The sequence below is a fragment of the Streptococcus sp. CF7_Ac1-12 genome (assembly GCF_024295905.1).
Classification (GTDB): domain Bacteria; phylum Bacillota; class Bacilli; order Lactobacillales; family Streptococcaceae; genus Streptococcus; species Streptococcus mitis_AP.
Genome location: NZ_JANCPG010000009.1, coordinates 61,512 through 78,848 on the forward strand (window position 1 = coordinate 61,512; position 17,337 = coordinate 78,848).

At 36.8% G+C, this 17,337-nt stretch carries 26 protein-coding genes; 21 read left to right on the forward strand and 5 right to left on the reverse strand.

Annotated features, from left to right (window positions below):
- The first annotated feature begins 24 nt into the window (after positions 1 to 24).
- Positions 25 to 792: an epoxyqueuosine reductase QueH gene (locus tag NMM17_RS05995; protein WP_000567576.1), complete on the forward strand. Its 768-nt coding sequence runs from the start codon at positions 25 to 27 to the stop codon at positions 790 to 792.
- Positions 793 to 862: 70 nt separating this feature from the next.
- Here NMM17_RS05995 and NMM17_RS06000 read toward each other — a convergent pair whose 3' ends face one another.
- The 5 genes from NMM17_RS06000 to NMM17_RS06020 form a co-directional block, all read right to left on the reverse strand.
- Entirely contained in the window at positions 863 to 1,396 is a 534-nt protein-coding gene (locus NMM17_RS06000) for a DUF402 domain-containing protein (protein ID WP_000775316.1), read from the reverse strand.
- 88 nt (positions 1,397 to 1,484) lie between these two features.
- The gene (gene recX / locus NMM17_RS06005) at positions 1,485 to 2,261 is read right to left on the reverse strand and encodes a recombination regulator RecX (protein ID WP_000705081.1); all 777 of its coding nucleotides are present in this window, start codon (positions 2,259 to 2,261) and stop codon (positions 1,485 to 1,487) included.
- Between the two features lie 89 nt (positions 2,262 to 2,350).
- Positions 2,351 to 3,517, reverse strand: coding sequence for a site-specific integrase (locus tag NMM17_RS06010; RefSeq protein WP_000704673.1), 1,167 nt, complete (start codon positions 3,515 to 3,517; stop codon positions 2,351 to 2,353).
- Between the two features lie 190 nt (positions 3,518 to 3,707).
- Positions 3,708 to 4,682 (reverse strand): Abi family protein, encoded by a 975-nt coding sequence (locus NMM17_RS06015; RefSeq protein WP_000802143.1) that lies wholly within the window; start codon positions 4,680 to 4,682, stop codon positions 3,708 to 3,710.
- Between the two features lie 348 nt (positions 4,683 to 5,030).
- Complete coding sequence (locus NMM17_RS06020; RefSeq protein ID WP_000104073.1) at positions 5,031 to 5,648, reverse strand: helix-turn-helix transcriptional regulator; 618 nt, start codon at positions 5,646 to 5,648, stop codon at positions 5,031 to 5,033.
- Positions 5,649 to 5,789: 141 nt separating this feature from the next.
- On the opposite strand from NMM17_RS06020, the gene NMM17_RS06025 reads away from it, so the two are divergent.
- From NMM17_RS06025 to rlmD, 20 genes are all read left to right on the forward strand, one after another.
- Positions 5,790 to 5,975 carry a hypothetical protein gene (locus NMM17_RS06025; RefSeq protein ID WP_000909284.1) on the forward strand — a complete coding sequence of 62 codons (186 nt, stop codon included), beginning with the start codon at positions 5,790 to 5,792 and terminating at the stop codon, positions 5,973 to 5,975.
- A gap of 225 nt (positions 5,976 to 6,200) precedes the next feature.
- Entirely contained in the window at positions 6,201 to 6,806 is a 606-nt protein-coding gene (locus NMM17_RS06030; protein ID WP_000424679.1) for a Rha family transcriptional regulator, read from the forward strand.
- A gap of 11 nt (positions 6,807 to 6,817) precedes the next feature.
- Positions 6,818 to 7,066, forward strand: coding sequence for a hypothetical protein (locus NMM17_RS06035; RefSeq protein WP_000426573.1), 249 nt, complete (start codon positions 6,818 to 6,820; stop codon positions 7,064 to 7,066).
- A 241-nt stretch (positions 7,067 to 7,307) separates the two neighbouring features.
- Positions 7,308 to 7,478: a hypothetical protein gene (locus tag NMM17_RS06040; protein WP_000520760.1), complete on the forward strand. Its 171-nt coding sequence runs from the start codon at positions 7,308 to 7,310 to the stop codon at positions 7,476 to 7,478.
- A gap of 155 nt (positions 7,479 to 7,633) precedes the next feature.
- Positions 7,634 to 8,062: a hypothetical protein gene (locus NMM17_RS06045; RefSeq protein ID WP_000517935.1), complete on the forward strand. Its 429-nt coding sequence runs from the start codon at positions 7,634 to 7,636 to the stop codon at positions 8,060 to 8,062.
- Position 8,063: 1 nt separating this feature from the next.
- Entirely contained in the window at positions 8,064 to 8,213 is a 150-nt protein-coding gene (locus NMM17_RS06050) for a hypothetical protein (RefSeq protein ID WP_000387644.1), read from the forward strand.
- A gap of 208 nt (positions 8,214 to 8,421) precedes the next feature.
- The gene (locus tag NMM17_RS06055; RefSeq protein ID WP_001000878.1) at positions 8,422 to 8,853 is read left to right on the forward strand and encodes a hypothetical protein; all 432 of its coding nucleotides are present in this window, start codon (positions 8,422 to 8,424) and stop codon (positions 8,851 to 8,853) included.
- Positions 8,850 to 9,050 (forward strand): hypothetical protein, encoded by a 201-nt coding sequence (locus NMM17_RS06060; protein WP_000171280.1) that lies wholly within the window; start codon positions 8,850 to 8,852, stop codon positions 9,048 to 9,050. The genes NMM17_RS06055 and NMM17_RS06060 overlap by 4 nt, the downstream gene beginning before the upstream one ends.
- Before the next feature lies 1 nt (position 9,051).
- Complete coding sequence (locus NMM17_RS06065; protein ID WP_001003757.1) at positions 9,052 to 9,258, forward strand: hypothetical protein; 207 nt, start codon at positions 9,052 to 9,054, stop codon at positions 9,256 to 9,258.
- A 4-nt stretch (positions 9,259 to 9,262) separates the two neighbouring features.
- Positions 9,263 to 9,526, forward strand: a complete 264-nt coding sequence (locus NMM17_RS06070) for a hypothetical protein (protein ID WP_000462954.1) — start codon at positions 9,263 to 9,265, stop codon at positions 9,524 to 9,526.
- Positions 9,523 to 10,038: a hypothetical protein gene (locus NMM17_RS06075; protein ID WP_001263814.1), complete on the forward strand. Its 516-nt coding sequence runs from the start codon at positions 9,523 to 9,525 to the stop codon at positions 10,036 to 10,038. Before NMM17_RS06070 ends, NMM17_RS06075 begins: the two co-directional genes overlap by 4 nt.
- The gene (locus tag NMM17_RS06080; protein WP_001083579.1) at positions 10,031 to 11,482 is read left to right on the forward strand and encodes a virulence-associated E family protein; all 1,452 of its coding nucleotides are present in this window, start codon (positions 10,031 to 10,033) and stop codon (positions 11,480 to 11,482) included. The genes NMM17_RS06075 and NMM17_RS06080 overlap by 8 nt, the downstream gene beginning before the upstream one ends.
- Before the next feature lie 351 nt (positions 11,483 to 11,833).
- Positions 11,834 to 12,400, forward strand: coding sequence for a site-specific integrase (locus NMM17_RS06085; protein WP_000869410.1), 567 nt, complete (start codon positions 11,834 to 11,836; stop codon positions 12,398 to 12,400).
- Between the two features lie 154 nt (positions 12,401 to 12,554).
- Entirely contained in the window at positions 12,555 to 12,719 is a 165-nt protein-coding gene (locus NMM17_RS06090) for a DUF2292 domain-containing protein (protein WP_004241579.1), read from the forward strand.
- A 163-nt stretch (positions 12,720 to 12,882) separates the two neighbouring features.
- On the forward strand, positions 12,883 to 13,467 hold the full coding sequence (locus NMM17_RS06095) for a hypothetical protein (RefSeq protein ID WP_000449363.1): 585 nt from the start codon (positions 12,883 to 12,885) through the stop codon (positions 13,465 to 13,467).
- Between the two features lie 62 nt (positions 13,468 to 13,529).
- Entirely contained in the window at positions 13,530 to 13,874 is a 345-nt protein-coding gene (locus NMM17_RS06100; protein ID WP_000174707.1) for a hypothetical protein, read from the forward strand.
- A gap of 162 nt (positions 13,875 to 14,036) precedes the next feature.
- Positions 14,037 to 14,291 (forward strand): hypothetical protein, encoded by a 255-nt coding sequence (locus NMM17_RS06105; RefSeq protein ID WP_001006386.1) that lies wholly within the window; start codon positions 14,037 to 14,039, stop codon positions 14,289 to 14,291.
- Positions 14,291 to 15,109 carry a hypothetical protein gene (locus NMM17_RS06110; RefSeq protein WP_000389424.1) on the forward strand — a complete coding sequence of 273 codons (819 nt, stop codon included), beginning with the start codon at positions 14,291 to 14,293 and terminating at the stop codon, positions 15,107 to 15,109. Before NMM17_RS06105 ends, NMM17_RS06110 begins: the two co-directional genes overlap by 1 nt.
- A gap of 36 nt (positions 15,110 to 15,145) precedes the next feature.
- Positions 15,146 to 15,538 (forward strand): hypothetical protein, encoded by a 393-nt coding sequence (locus tag NMM17_RS06115; protein WP_000417893.1) that lies wholly within the window; start codon positions 15,146 to 15,148, stop codon positions 15,536 to 15,538.
- Between the two features lie 395 nt (positions 15,539 to 15,933).
- The gene (gene rlmD, locus NMM17_RS06120; RefSeq protein WP_254754039.1) at positions 15,934 to 17,298 is read left to right on the forward strand and encodes a 23S rRNA (uracil(1939)-C(5))-methyltransferase RlmD; all 1,365 of its coding nucleotides are present in this window, start codon (positions 15,934 to 15,936) and stop codon (positions 17,296 to 17,298) included.
- Positions 17,299 to 17,337: the final 39 nt, after the last annotated feature.

Consider the following 17,337-nt stretch of genomic DNA (forward strand, 5'->3'; position numbering starts at 1 on the left):
TAAGACTAGAAAAAGGAGAAGAACATGATCGATGTAGAAGAGATTCTGAGCAAGATGAACCCCAATCAAAAGATTAATTATGACCGTGTCATGCAGAAAATGGTACAAGTATGGGAGAAAAATGAGCAGCGGCCAACTATTCTTATGCATGTTTGCTGTGCCCCTTGTAGTACCTATACCCTAGAATATTTGACTAAGTATGCAGACGTGACCATTTATTTTGCCAATTCTAATATCCATCCCAAGGCAGAATACCACAAGCGGGCTTACGTCACCCAAAAATTTGTCAGTGATTTCAATGAGCGAACTGGCAATAACGTTCAGTACCTAGAAGCTCCCTACGAACCCAATGAATACCGCAAGTTAGTCAGAGGACTGGAAGAAGAGCCAGAAGGTGGCGACCGTTGCAAGGTTTGCTTTGACTACCGCCTGGATAAGACAGCTCAAGTGGCTATGGACTTGGGATTTGACTACTTTGGCTCAGCCTTGACCATCAGTCCTCATAAGAATTCTCAAACCATTAACAGCATCGGAATCGATGTGCAAAAAATTTACACAACCCACTATCTTCCAAGTGATTTCAAGAAAAATCAAGGCTACAAACGTTCAGTAGAGATGTGTGAAGAGTATGACATCTACCGTCAATGTTATTGTGGATGCGTCTATGCAGCCCAAGCCCAGAATATTGACCTGGTTCAAGTTAAGAAGGATGCCACAGCGTTCTTGCTGGATAAGGATGTTGAAAAAGACTATTCCCACATCAAATTTACTGTTACGAAATTAGATATATAGAGACCAACCCAGCTGAAAAACTGGGTTTTTAAAATAAAAAAACCAGGGCTCTCACCCTAGTTTGACAACTTTACCGATTCTTTAGTTCTACATAGCGCTTGTACCAAATGTTTACATAGGCTTCTGAGAAAGGACCTCGTCCATTGTTAATCCAATCAACAAGAATTTTGACATGTTCTTTTAAAATATAGTCCAAATCATCAGAATAATTCATTTTGCGTTTGTGACGCTCATACTCCTCAACGTCCAAGAGACGTTTCTCTCCATCTGTAAAAATTTTAACATCCAAATCGTAATCAATATACTTAAGTGCTTCTTCATCCAGATAGTAGGGGCTAGCCATATTGCAATAGTAGGAAATTCCATTATCGCGAATCATGGCAATGATATTAAACCAATATTTCTTGTGAAAGTAAACAATAGCCGGTTCTCGAGTGACCCAACGACGACCATCACTTTCGGTAACCAGTGTATGATCGTTGACACCAATAATGGCGTTTTCTGTTGTTTTTAGTACCATGGTGTCCCGCCAAGTTCGGTGGAGACTCCCGTCATGCTTATAACTTTGAATTGTAATAAAGTCGCCTTCTTTTGGAAGCTTCATAACTAACCAACTTTCTACAATTTGTAAGTTTATCGTTTACTATTGTACCATAAAATTGCCTAAAATCTGTGAATTTTACATGAAAATATTAAAGATATTCTCTGAGAGCGCTTGCTATATCCGAAAAATCGTAGCCTTTTCGTGCTAAAACTTGAGTTAAACGCTGTTTAAGTTCGTATCCTTCATACTTTCGAGCATACTTGGCATATTGCTTGTCAAGTTCCTTGAAGATAAGTTCCTGAGTCGTTTCTTCGTCTACTTGGCTATCCAATTCGTCAAAGGCACTTTTAGCATCAGAGTATGAGAAACCCTTGTTGGTCAGATTCTGGATAATCTTATCTTGCAAGGCACGAGCTGGAAGTTTTCCTTCATATTTTTTCAATAGTTTATTAGCTATACGTTGAGCAACTTCCAAAAAATCAAATTCTTTCAAGGTTTCTTCTATAGTAGATTTTAAAATCCCCCTTTGTGCTAGTTTCTGAGTCAGTACATAAGGTCCCTTGTCTCCTGAAAGTTGATTGGCATTGATGATAGCATAAGCGTACTGGCTATCATTAATCCACCTATCTTCTTTAAGATTAGCAATGACTTGAGAAACGATGTTTTCATCAATATCGTATTTTTTCAGATATTCTCTGACTTCTTTTTCAGTGCGTGCTTTAAAGGATAGATGGTAGAGGGCTAGATTCTTACCATAAGAAAATTGAGCAAAGTCCTGAATCTCTTTCAATTCCTCTTCGCTTATCACCTTATCTCTCGATAGCATAAAACGCACAATTGTATCTTCAGTAATATAGCATTTGTCGTCATTATCAAGCTCCATCAGATAGAGTCTTTTTTTCTTTTCAAGTTTTGTGATTTTCATAGTTCTATTATAACTCAAAATGTGAGAAAAAGCTGAAACCCCTTGATATAGCCGTTTTTTGTCCCTTAATGATGAATTTTAAGAACTTTTTAGGAACTTTGTAAATTCTCAATGGCTTTTTCATAAAAGGAAGTCGCCTTTTTCTTATTGTCTTTGGATAGGTGGCTATAGATGTCCATAGTCATAGAAAGTTTTGCATGGCCTAGCCGTGTTTGGATTTCTTTGTAAGGAAGTCCTGCATTGAGCAATAGACTAGCGTGGGTGTGTCGAAAAGCGTGGAAACTTAAATGAGGACATCCAGCCAGTTTTAAATGCTTTTCTAGTCTGAATCTGAGCGCTCCAGCTTCTCTATAATTGTCAAAGGTATCAGAGAACACTTTTTCAAAAGTTACCCCTATTTCCCTACCTATTTGGGATTGTCTTGCTTTATAGAGCCGAAGCATGAGTACCGTTTTGGTATCCAGAGCTATTTCTCTAATACTACTTTTACTTTTAGGGCTAGTGATTTCCTTGAGGGTGTTTAAAGTCTTGGTAACTGAAATGTTACCGTTTTGTAGGTCAATATCAGACCATTTCAAGGCTAGACACTCACGAATACGCAAACCAGTCGCTAGAAGTGTCTTATATAACACCGTATCGGAGAAATTTTTATAAGTGTTTGGCAACTGATCCAGATAATCTAAGAATTTTTTTAAATTGTCGTCATCCAGATATTTCAGTTTTTTCCCTTCTTTGGGTTTGCGACGTGGGACGATGATATCACTAGCTGGATTTGAAGCAATGACTTGCAAGGAAACGGCATAGGATAATATGCGTTTATTTAAGGCATGGAGCTGGTTATATTGCTGATAACCTTTTCCTAGTTGATTGTAATCTATTGCCCACTGGTTTACCTGGTGCTGAATGATTGGGGGTGTCAGCTTATCCAACTTGTAGTCTCCAAAGGCTGGTAGGAGATACTTTTTTATGTTGTTTTTTGCCCCTATAAGGGTGCTATGTTTGACTGTATGGCAATAATTTTCTAGCCAGAGTTTCGTCAATTCCTGATAGGTGGTAACATTAACGGTTTTTGTGACTGTTGAGCCGTTTTTTTCAAACTCTACCTTGGCTTGGATAGCCTTGCTTTTGAGTCTGTTCTTGGTTCTGTCTGAAATAGTTGTCTTGACTTTCTTACCTGTTACGGTATCGATACCAAGATAAACGCTGGAACGGTAAACTACTGATCCATCTTTCTTTTTGTATTCTGTAATTTTCATGGTTTTACTCCTTTTCCATCAGCAGGCAAGCAATTAGAAAAGGTTTTGAGTTTATACCATGCGAGGAGCTACGAACCTCCCCTTATTTTCGATTTTAAGCAGTCAGACGGTAAATTGTACCAGAATATGAAACAAGGCGGATATGTGGCTTATATGGGGTTTGGGAAAAGTCCATATATTACAAGTAGTTTTATCTTAATGTGTCAGTGATATTATACCAATTATTCGGAAATCCAAGTGTGTCCAATACAATGCCGGCTTCAATGGAGTGCGCTTTTTTATTTAGAGCTTTGGTTCTTTTAATAATAGTGTTATGTAATTGAGCGTATTGTGTGGAAGCAAGTAGGCATTGTAAGGCAAGAAAAACATAATATACAGATTGTCTTGATGTATTGGCATTGTTATTGTAATAGTGGAAATAAGCTAATTGTGGAAGATTCTCACGACATTTATAATTGAAAAGCTTATTATTATGAGCAGTGATATTTCTAATTTCTAGTATATTTTTAATAATACTTTCTAAAGCCTTTCCACTTAAAAGGTCTTTACTAGGTCTATTTTGGATGTATTCAATATTTTCTTGTAAGAATGGTGATAAATCTCTAGCTATCTGATTTTTTATATCAGTGTTTAGATTTCTATAAAAGTTAAATGCTTGCCCTAATGTAAGTTCATTGATGATAACCCAGAAAGGAACAACGCCATGTTGTTTATAGTGGTGCTTTATAGAATTGTTTTGCTTATCCCTATTATAATCATTGAGTATTCTAGCTAATATACTGATTAAATTAGTAATTTGTGCTAGCCTTTTTGTATCTTTTTGTGTTTCAAAATTATTAATATCTAGATAAGCGTATGGTGTTGGATATGCTTCTGAAAAACGATATGCCAGTACGGATTTAAAGTGTTTTTCTGCATCTATAATTGCTTTTAAAAAAGCTGATTTAATTTCTTTATCGTAAAAGTGTGTTGCAGCTATTTCTCTAAAGTCTGCACCAGTTATAAATTTATCTTTTGATGTTTGAAAAAACTTACTATATCCGTTGACGACGTTGTAATAGTTGTTAGTTAGAAGGTATCTTTTACATTCTTCTATGTTATCTATTTCTAAACCTCTAGACTGGAGAAGTTTTATTTGTTCATCTAATGTTTGAAATGGTTTCATATATGTTCCTTATATACAAAAACACCACCTAGTAGAACTAGGCGGTGTTTCGCGTACTCTGTTCCCTTGGGAGCAGAAACTCTTCTCATTGCCTAATAATACTGTAATTTTGAGTTTTTGTCAATCTTTTTGGTTTGTTTTTTAAAAATTTTTGAGTATCGAAAAATCTCAACGCTGGGAAAGTTCGCTTTTTTCGTCCTAAAAATGTCCCTTCCGTGTTGTTTCGTAGTCCATGATTCTCCGTTATATTTGTCAATTTTGCCGTTTTTTGCACTTTAGTCTGTAAAATCGGCTTTCTATTCTTCAATTTCCCCTGTTTTTGCACAATAGATCTTAGAAATAAGGGTGCTATTTATCAGATAAGGATTTTAATAAGTTTAATACTATTTGCTTATCTTTTGGGGATAGGGATATGAAATCTACCAGTAATTGAGTTTCTTGAGGGTTCAATGTTCCAAGAGTAAATAGAAAATCATTTAGCTTCTGATCTGCTTCATTAATGATTCTATCATCTGATAAATATTTTTTTATTTCACGATTACTTAACTCATTAAAATTTGGAATGAGGCTTTTTAAAATTTCTTCACGATACTTACTTAAAAAATCTTCATCTTTTAAAGTCAATAAATTCTCTTTACCATCAGCTATTTTTAGTTCATAGTATGCTCTAAATGCTTTAAAAAATGCTTCATCAGAGCCATCTTTTTGACTTAAATTTTTTACAGATTCAATGAAATTGTTTTCATAACCAAGTAAGCGAGCAACGCTTACCCCAAAGTGGTTAGCGAGTAGCTGGGCTTTATCTGGTTTGATAGTATGTTTATTATTTTCCCAATTAGATATCACCATTTTGGATATTGGTTTTTCGTTTTCTTTTAGTTCTTTATTTATTATTTGAGCTAATTCATCTTGAGTTATTCCCTCTTTGGTTCTTAGAATCTTTAGTCTATTTTTTATTGTTGACATTTTATCACCTCAGTTAAATTATAACCGCTAAAAAAACTTTTGTAAAGTTTTTATTTATTTCCTCTTGACAAGTAAAGAAAAACATTATATACTTGGTCTAAGTAAAGATAAACTTTACAAATAAGAAAGGAGGGAACTGTATTGCTTATCACCTCAACACAAGCAAAAGCAATTCGCCGAAAGCAAGCGGACAAGAATTTGACTGCTAAAAGAGCCAGCGAGGAAATTGGAGTGAATCCAATTACTTACAGGAAAATCCGAGACGGAGGCGAAGTAAAGCCTAGCATTTACCAAAAAGCCATGCAGTGGCTTGCTGAAGATTATTAGAAAGGAGCGAACCAATCGTAATACTACTCTACATTTATAGATTTCTCATGTGGTGCTTTACCACTGGAGATTGATAAACGGATCTAGCTAAATATTTGCTTGCTACCTATAGCAGTATCAAGGGTTTGTAGGGGTTCATATTCTCCGATTTTCCCCTACTTTAATGCTTTACCTTGGTACTGTTTTAGGTGGCAAGCACTGACAAAAGAAGAAAGGAGCGAACCAATGGAATTGGTTTACATGGACGGCAAGAAAGAGCCGTATACTACGAGCGAGATTATCGCTGAATGTGCTGAAGTACAGCACCATACTATTACACGCTTAGTCAGAGACAATAAAGCTGATTTTGAAGCGTTGGGAATACTTGGATTTAAAATCCATAAATTAGATAAGAGAGGGCAACCGAAAAAAATCTATCTTCTGAATGAGCAACAAGCTACCTTGCTGATCACTTATCTAAAGAATACCGAACCAGTACGGCAATTCAAAATGAACCTAGTCAAAGCATTCTTTGAAATGCGTGAGGAACTTTCTAAACGCTATCTTCAAAGAGAACTGGAAAAGCCAAAGCGCAAGACCTTAACCGAAGCTATCAAATCATGGGAGAAAGCGCCTCAGCATGCCTATAGCACTCTTACAAACCTACTGCTAAAGGGAGCGACTGGGAAAAACAAAGCCCAACTCATGCAAGAGCGAGAAAGTGAAAACGGTATTGACAGTTTAACAAGTGATGAACTGACAAACTATCAACGATTGGAAGATATGGCAATAGCGATGATCAACTTGAATATGAGATATTCAGAAATTAAAGAACTAATTTTTAAAGCATAGGAGTATAGAAAATGGAAAATGATTTTAAGACAGTTACAAATGCCAAGGGTTTAGAAATTCCTAAGTATTTCAAGGATTTTAAAAAGCTAGTTGAGAAAGACAGACAACTAGCCGAATATCTTTGTATGAACTACGAGGATTTGGACAGTGAAGACCTGGGCGCATTTCTTGAAACGATGGAGCAGGGATTTAGCTGGATTCTGGATCTTATCGAAAGTAAAGACTTGCTTTATAGCCCCCAGACAGGGAAGAAAGCATGAAGAAAGGTAACAAAAAAAGTCACTTGCGGAGAGTTTGGCGACCGAAGCAAGCGACAAGATTAAAGGTATAGATATTTTTTCTATACCTTGATTATAGCATAATACAGCGGTTTCCGCTAGTACATTGAAAATAAAATAAGGTACGCTGGGAAGATTTTAAATTTTTTTCGGTTTAGGGGTTGACTTAAAGGGTACACCGTTATATAATAAAAGTGTACCCCGAAAGAAAGAGAGGTCAAAAATGGGGAAAACATTAGGACGACCTAAAAGTGATAACCCAAAAAACAAGCAACTAAAAATTAAAATGACTGAACAGAATTTTAATGATTTAGAAGAACTTGCCAAAAAGAAAAGCATGACTAAAACAGATATAGTCATGCGAGGGATTGAGCTTGTAAAGTCTGAACCATAACGAAACCGCCTACCGTGTCACTTGTTTGGCGACAGAACACGATAGACGGCGATGCACCACAAATGAGGTACGTAAATATCTTATCATGCGTACTCTTATTTGTCAAACACAGAAATAGAGTGCGCTTTTTGCGTACCCAAAAAATGAGGTATACAATGGGAAAACAACATCAAGCAGTAAAATTCAAGGATATTGCTGAAAAATTGTCCGAATTAGAGGGCAAGAATTTAGAAGAAATCGCTGGAGTATTAGGCTATCGCAACTTGGAGAGTTGCAGGGTCAACCTTTACAATCTGAGACAAAACAAGCGTCTAGGATTTGAAGTAGAAAAAGGGGTGTACTCCAAGTTCGCACTCTTGGACGATTCGGTAAAAGAGGAACTGGAAGACAAGGAATTGTCAGACCGTGGGCGCTATTTGAAGAGCGTAGATCGCTATAAGGCAATGCTAAACGCCTTTTCTATCGCCTTTGATAGCACAGTCAAGGCGGAAACCAGACAAAAAGCAGAACATGACGGCTTGAAAGCCTTGGACAGAATCCCAGATAAGCACTACGCCCTACTTTATGACATGATGGAGGGCTAGGATGGAAGCAAAAACTCACTTCGCTAGATTCATGCGTCGAGGGATGGAACTAGCAAGGCAATTACATAGCAAGGAAATCCAACGTGATGAATTTGATAGAGCCTGGAAAAGATTAGGCGATCAAATCGAAAACGAAACGAAGAAAAACTAAGAAAACCGAAGTGCAGGCAAGCAATTAGAAAAGGTTTTGAAAAACGAGTGCTGACACGGCGATTCTAAGCACTTGTTTAGCGGAAATGTGGGTATTTACCCACGAAACATCACTACATGCGTCCGCCAACTAGGGGCAAAAGCCCAGCGTTTGGAGTGGTGCTAATCGTGTATAGGAAACAGGAAAACCAAAAGAAAAAGGTAAAGATATGAATGATTATTTTAAAGAATTTGAAAAAGAGTTGGTACTTGTAGAGGAAAAGCTAGATATTTTATCAGATTGGCATAATTCTAAGAATCATATTGGCGCAATGGAAATTGTTGAAAATTGTAATTCAGTAATTACTAATCTATGGCTAAGTTTTTATAAATCATCTGAAGCGTACAAGATGCAGGAAGCGAGTCATGAAGAATTTTATAATAAGAATGTTGAGAACTTACTGGGAGAATTAAAAAAATATGATGATGAGTGTGCAGAAATGTACAATAAAAAACCTGACTGGTTACTATTCAATTACTTAAATCAAGTAATAAACGAAAACAAGTTAAGTAATGGTATTACTCATGAGACTGCTTCAACTTGGACGTATTTACGAAGTTTAGTAGTTTCTGATTTACAAAAAAGAGGGCTTTTAAAATGACTCTAGACCTATACAACATGACACAAGCAGAATTTGATAACTTCATGGCTGTTTTAAAAGTAAACAATCCGAATTTATTTCAGTTTATCGCTGATTTTATCAATAAAAAAGTAACCGTTCAAGAAGTTGAAGCTTTCCAAAAGATGGAGCCTGAAGTGCAACAGTTATATATCAAGAATTACAAAGCGAGGGCATAGCATGAATGAACTAGATTTAAGCAATACACAGGCGCTTATTTTTACCGTGATTTTGATTAGCCTTCTCATATATCTAAACCACCGAGACCGCAAAAAAAGCGCTCAACTGGAGCGAGAAAATAGGAAACTAGTAGAAAGTCCTAGCGAGAGTTTAAGCCCAGATTATGGGCGGTATATTCAGCTTGCAGGTATTAAGCCGTGGAGGTGATGATATGTTTGAAAGGATGATTGAAGAACTTCAAATAAAAATATTAGAAGCCTTAGAACGTTACCTAAAAAGTCATGAGAAAATACCTCCCCGAATCATTGGGTTGATTTCCGCAAAACGAGTACAGGAAGAGTTAGATATAAAATACCTGACCTTACAAAAATGGGAAAGAATGGGCTTGAAGCGTTATCAGCCTCCAGGAGACGATAGCAGAAAAGTTTATTATAAAGTGGACGATATCCGTAAGTTTATGGGGGTGGGAGAATGAGAGTGATAGAGTTAACCTTGTCTAATGACAAATTGGCCTTATTTGGCTTTCTCAAGTCTACCCCTACCCAAGCTTGGAAGAATGGGGAACACTTCAAATTCATCTACTTTGAACCGATAGGCGAGGCGCTGACGGATTTTCGCTATAAAGGTTTGTATGTGGCTGTCAAAGACAAAAAAGAGGAAGTGGAGGGTTGGAAATTAATTAGAGACTTGAAGATAGCTATGGCCAGTTCTGACTTGCTGACGATCCTGAAAGAATTAGAGGTAAACAAGTTGACCGAGCAACGGCAGGGGCTTGGAGTGGAGTTAAAAGGCTGGGTTTTTGACTTGATTTGTAATGGCATTTATACCAGGTATGAGACTTCACTTTTTGTCCGCTTGCTATTTGTCAATGGCTACAGTTTTAGTCAGTTGGTAGACCTATTTTCAGCAATCGTAAAACACAGAGACTTAGCCAGCTATTTCCTAGAAGTAGCGACAAAATTCTATAAGGAGGTGGCTTTTGAATAGTGAAGAAATTGTAAATGAAATAATCAAAGAGAATCAGCAACAAATACCGCCTACCGTGGTGGACTTAACCCAAGCAAGGGAGACCAACGAGGAAAACAATAGCCTGAATCTTACGCCTAAAACCAAAGGAAAAGGCTTCGCCATAACCTTGGACAATCTCAAGAAGATTTTGAGCGGGGACAGTAAGATAAAAGGGGCGATACAGTACAACACTTTTACATATGAAATTGACGTTACCAAGTCCATTAAGTTAAATGGTAGAACCTTGAGCGGTACAATCGATGACCTGATTATCAGAGAGATTAGGGCTTATATTGCTACTAAGTACAAGATGGATTATAAAAAAGGAGATATCGCTGATATCTTAGAAGTGGTGGCTGGAGAACATAGCTACAATCCCTTAAAAGACTATCTGGAATCTTGCGAAAGCGAGTATAAAGAGTTAGTAAATCAGCGTGATCCCTTTGATATTTTAAGGCATTATCTCAATATCAAGGATGATGAATATAACCGTATTATCATGGACTTGTTTTTCCGTGGAGCAGTTGCCAAGGTGTTTGACCCTACTGTTAAGTTTGACTTTGTGCTGGACTTGACTGGAAGGCAGGGAGTAGGAAAGACCCAATTTTTTGAGGGGCTGTTTACTCACAAGTATTTTACAACTGTTGAGACCTTCACAGACAAAGACGACAAGGCCAGAATGGTGAGAAACTGGTGTGTCTTTGATGATGAGATGGTGGCCAGTAAAAAGGCTAGTTTTTCAGAATTGAAGAAATTCATCACAGAAACCAAGCTGGAGTTTAGACCGCCTTACGCTTCCAGTGATAGGCGACTCCCTAAGAGTTTTATCATTGTCAGAGCAACCAATGACCATGATTATTTAAACGATCTGACAGGAGAAAGGCGCTTTCTGGTTGCTGAGGTACACAAAGACACCGCTTATAGGGGCAGGAAGTGGACAGAGAAAGACCGTAGACACTTTTGGGGTGCTATGGTGATGGCTTGGAGAGCTAACCAAGTCTTGAACCTGACAGACGAGCAGGAAAAGCTAGTAAATGAGGTTAGAAGCCGTTACAAGTTTGTTGATGAAACCCTTGAGGATTTGGAGCGCTATTTAGGCACTCCTTACCCAAAAAGAATGTATCAGTTCCCGATTACCGACAGGACGCGATGCTATTATATCTATGATATGATGAACGAGGGATACTATAGAAATAACAGGGGCGGAACGGTTGAACTGGACACAGACACCTATGGCGAGCTGGTAGATAGGGATAAGATGACCATTAACCTATTTTTTCAAGAGGTGTATTTGACTGACAAAGTACCGCCAAAGGATAAGGCTAAGGTTAAAAAGTATATGCAAAACCGAGACGGCTGGGAACATAGGCGATCAACAAGATTTGGTAAAAGTATTAAACCAGCTTACGTTAAAAAAATGTAGTCAGTGTAGTTTATTTTTAAAAAGTGACTACATTTTAAATAGGAAGAAAACCCTTGATACATAAGGGGTTAGAAAAAAGTGTTGTTTTTACTATTTTACTGACTACACCCCTAAACCCTTGATATTATTGACTTTTATATAAAAATATAGTTATTTTCTATTTATTAAAGAGTATATGAAGATAAGAGATAAAAGGCGTTTATTGTTTATTTTTTTGGGAGCAAGGTGACTACATGACTACGCATGGCGAAAAGCCTTGGGACTGTAAGGTGGATAGCGTAGTCACTAGATATCCCAAAATGACTACACTTTTTTATGAACTCTAAGAATTTTTTTAAGAGAGGTTTAGAAATGAAAGTAGTTGAACCTATTAGAGATACTGATGACATTGAAAGAATTAAGGACTTTTTGAGAAGGAAGAATGAACGAGATTACGTATTATTCCTATTTGGAATTTATACAGGTTTACGAGTTAGTGATATTATTCCAATTAAAGTCAAACAAATCATAGAAGATAAAATTGAAATAAGGGAGAAAAAGACAGGCAAAATAAGACGTTTTCCAATTAATCAACAGTTAAGAAATGCCTTAAATCAATACATTGAGAATAAACAACTTAAAGAATATGATTTTTTATTTCCGAGCAGAAAAAGAGAGAATGGCAAGGGGGTAAAAATTTGTCATATTTCAAGAACTCAAGTGTATAAAATTTTAAAAGAAGCTGGAAATAAATGTGGGATTGAAAATATAGGAACCCACTCAATGAGAAAGACATTTGGCTATCATCATTACAAAAAGAATGGTGATGTAGGTATTCTACAAAGAATATTTAACCATTCAACACCAGAGATTACACTTGGATATATTGGCTATACTCAAGACGAACTAGACCAGAGTATACTAACATTTGACTACTAAATAGACTTTCTATTTAACATAATGAGAAAATGTAAATTCAAAAATAAGAAATAGGCCTATCCCCTTGATATAAAAGAGATTATAGAAAGTGCTTGAAAGTCACAAAATAGAAGATATGTTAAATATATGGCGCCAAAAAAGAGAGGAAAAACAGATGAATCAAAGCAAAGATTACACTCCATTTCTACAGGATAACTTTATTATCTTTAACAAAAATGGTATAATAGAGATGAAGAAAATACCAGACTTTGGTAGCGTGGTATTTACTAGTCAAGATGGCAACATTGTCCAGATTGAAACAACAATTAAAGAAAGATAGCTGACTAGACAACTAGAGGCGTAACATTAAAGCTAAGTAGCTTTTTTGTTGCGTCTCTTTTTGTTTTGAGAAAGAGGAATTAATGAGGAATAAAGACCCAGTAGAGAGTTGAAACCAATAAGCACAATCACAAAGAATCAAAAGAAATGAGGAATAAAAGAACATGGAAACATTACAAACTATTGAAACTAAAATTGACAAACTGATTGAACAGAATAAGAAAGCTATTGAGACGACTGAGGAGGAACTGGTTAAAGCAAACCAAGCTGTTTCAGACGCTCAAGCCAAACTTGTACAGGCTCAAAAAGAAATCAACTCAGAAAAATATGTTGAAGCAAAAGGTGACCTATGGACGGCAGAACGTACAAAAGAATTTCATGAGGGACGTTTGAAAGAATTAACTAGAGATCCATTAGTTACCTATGAAGAATATCATGCGTTGATTGCAGATATCTTTAGATTAGCCGATGAAGAGCAGGATACTTTCTTCACTCCAGCAGTTGCCAAACTAATGGAAATTATAACACTTGGAGATAATGCTATTAAGGCAAGGGAACGTGTAAACGAGGTTCTTAAAAAACTTGAAAAGGATATCTCTAAAAATAATGAAGATTATAAAAAAGCTAAGAACGGCTGGATTTTAAGTGATTTCTTTTCAGGTTTATCTTATACACCAAGAAACGCCCTATACGGATATCAGTATAGTTTGAAAGAAATGGCTGAGAATTTCAAAAAGGGGCAAAGTTAAAAAAGCCCCCTCCCCCCTTCAGCTATCCCCCTACTAAAAAATAGAAAGATGAGGTATATAGAATGACCCTACCTACTGGTAAGTTTGATTTAAACGAATACGGGAAGTATTTAGCGGAAAAGTCTGCTGAGATTTATGAAGAGAAAACTAGACAAGCAGTTGACGCGATGGAGCGACATAGACAAGAATGTTTAGCAAGAGACGCCAAGTGGCAAGCTATCATAGATCGTTCTGGTGAACTATTAAAAGAAAAGAAGGAAAGAAAGCACCAGCAAGAGATTGAACGCTTGACGGAAGAAAAACGCAAAGAGGTTGATAGAGAAGTTAGTCAGCGCCTATCAATGCCTGATGAACACCAGAAAAAACTCAACAAAGCGATGAGCGAAATGCTGAAAGGTTTATCTTAAAGATTCTATAAAAGTAATTAGAAAATATTTTTTGTGAAAGAGGCTGGAGCAACCAGGGAGAAGATGGGGGGATATCCCCCTCCCCCTCGGAGCTTCAGGACTTCACGCCATCACTGTACATATTTTCTCGCGAGCGAGAAAGACAAAAAGGAGTAAATAGGATTGAATGAAACCACTTTAACTAGAAAATGCTCCAAGTGTCATGAGACTAAAGAATTATCTAGCGAAAACTTTTATAGGAAGCATTCGGACAAGAAAGGTTTCTCAAAAGTTTGTAAGCTATGTAATAAAAAGAAAGACGCAGAGCGTTACCAAAAGAAAAAAGACAAGATATTGACCCAAAAGAAACGATACTATAGACGGCAGAAAGAGCGTCAAAATGCAAAAGGCAGTTTACTCAAAGGAGGTGAAAAGTAATGGAAGATATATTTCCTAGTCTACTCCAGAAAATTAAGGCCGAATTTGAAAAAGCTAGGCTTGATAGTGAGATTCTGGAAGAGTTACTAGAAAAGTTAGAAGAGAATAAAGCTAATTATCTGGACGCCAATCAATATGCTATAGAAATTGGTGAAATACTCTCAAAGGTTTTAGGAACTTACTTAAGTAATGAAAGCCTACCAGATGGCAAGATGTACTATAATATCGCTAAACGATTGCTGGAAGATGTTTTAGGTCGAAACTATGACCTTGTAAGTGATTATACTGAAAAAGTTCAAGAAGATTTAAACCTTAGGGCTAACCTTCGCATTCCTGCTCAAGTTCCTGAGTTGAATCAAGATAGGATTGATGGCTTAGTCAATCGTTTAGCTAGTGAAGATGATTTTGGGGCTGTAAAATGGTTGGTGGGTGAAACGATCGTTAATTTTACCCAAAGTATTGTAGATGATACGATTCAAAAAAACGTGGTATTTCAGTATAAAGCAGGACTTAGCCCTAAAATCACTAGACGAACGGCTGGAAAGTGTTGTAAATGGTGCCAAGAACTGGAAGGCAGTTATAAATATCCTTCAGTTCCCCATGATATTTATAGACGTCATAGTAATTGTAGGTGTACCGTTGAATATTATCCGCAAGATGGTAGACGGCAGAATGTACATACCAGAAAATGGAGTAATATCAATCAAGAAGATGTGGAGCGTCGAAAACAGATAGGTATAGAGTCTGCTGAAGAACGTAAAAGAAAACGAGATGAAAGAATTGCTAAGTTTGGGAATCCTAGAAGAAGATTAAGCTAGGCATAAGTTACAGGAGTAGAAAGGTTGTCGTTAAAAATGGAGCTGGATAAGTTTAAAACGATGATGAACGTCAGAAAGCGGATGACTTACTTTCTGAGATTCCAGAGGATGGCAGGAAGTGAAAACCAAGTTACAATAGATGAAGAGGCTTGGAAACTTGTCCTACCTGATCAGTGGAATTTGACTAGTAAGCATGAAAAGGCAATCAGAGAGAGTCTAGAAACATTTGTCCATGATATCAATAAGATAGAGAACAAGCGAGCCAGAAAATACTTTATTATCCATTATTGTTACATGAGGAAGAAAACGGTAAGTGAATGTTTAGAAATTGCTGGGACAAAATCCACTAATTATCATAGATACAAACAGATAGCTGTCTTAAACTTTGCTAGAATCCACCAGAACGGAGAACTAGAAGCATATAAGTAGCCATCAGCTGAATAACTGGAGTCTAGGACGCCCCGTTTTAGGGCTTCATCATATAGAACTCCATGAATCAACTAGAAACCCTTAGAAATGAATCTAGGGGATTTTAGATTTCTGAATATATAGGTTAGTGATATATGGTATAATGGTGATAGGTAATAAAAAAAGCACGTTTGACCGTGCTAGTTTCTTGCCTGCTGAACTCATCATATAGTTAGTGTAGTGGCTCCTTTGTGGGGCTTTTTTTGTGAACATTTTTAGGAACTTTTAAAGAATTTAAAGAAAATATAAGGAAATATGATTTTAAAGAAAATCAGGAATATCAAGGCCTTTACTTACTAATGAAATATAAAAATCAAGCGGTAGCGGAATAACTCAAAATGTGATAAGATAGGGGTATGAATCTGAAAGTGAAACAAAAAATACCATTAAAAATCAAGCGCATGGGAATTAATGGTGAGGGAATCGGCTTTTATCAAAAAACATTAGTCTTTGTGCCTGGTGCTCTCAAAGGAGAAGATATCTATTGTCAGATTACTTCTATTAAACGCAACTTTGTTGAAGCAAAGCTACTAAAGGTCAACAAGAAGTCTAAATTCCGAGTTGTGCCAGCTTGTACTATTTATAATGAATGCGGAGGTTGCCAAATCATGCACCTGCATTATGATAAACAACTGGAGTTCAAGACGGACTTACTTCATCAAGCGCTAAAAAAATTTGCCCCTGCAGGATATGAAAATTATGAAATCCGCCCGACGATTGGAATGCAGGAACCCAAGTACTATCGTGCCAAGTTACAATTTCAGACTCGAAAATTTAAAAATCAGGTCAAGGCGGGCTTATATGCACAAAACTCTCATTACTTAGTAGAGTTGAAAGACTGCCTGGTACAAGACAAGGAAACTCAAGTGATTGCTAATCGTCTAGCAGAATTACTTACTTATCACCAGATTCCAATCACAGATGAGAGAAAAGCTCTAGGTGTCAGAACTATAATGGTCCGACGAGCTAGAAAGACTGGACAGGTTCAGATTATTATTGTTACAAATCGTCAGCTTAATTTAACCCAACTAGTGAAAGACTTAGTTAAAGATTTCCCAGAAGTTGTGACAGTAGCTGTGAATACAAATACAGCTAAAACCAGTGAGATTTATGGTGAAAAGACAGAGATTATCTGGGGAGAAGAGAGTATTCAAGAAGGTGTACTAGATTATGAATTTTCACTATCTCCTCGAGCTTTCTATCAACTAAATCCTGAACAAACAGAAGTCCTCTATAGTGAGGCAGTAAAAGCGCTGGATGTTAATAAAGAAGACCATTTGATAGATGCTTACTGTGGAGTTGGAACGATTGGATTTGCCTTTGCAAAGAAAGTTAAAACACTCAGAGGCATGGATATTATTCCAGAAGCCATTGAAGATGCCAAGCGAAATGCTAAAAGAATGGGATTTGACAATACTCATTATGAAGCTGGAACGGCAGAAGAGATTATTCCTCGCTGGTATAAGGAAGGCTACCGAGCAGATGCTCTGATTGTGGATCCACCACGCACAGGTCTGGATGATAAGTTATTAGATACTATTCTTACCTATGTACCAGAAAAAATGGTCTATATTTCTTGCAATGTTTCGACCTTGGCTCGTGATTTAGTACGTTTAGTAGAAGTCTATGATCTCCATTATATTCAGTCGGTCGATATGTTTCCACACACCGCTCGAACTGAAGCAGTGGTAAAATTAATTAAAAAAGTTTCAAAAAAGTAGTTGACAAAGTTTAAAAAGTGGGTATAATAGTAAGAGTTG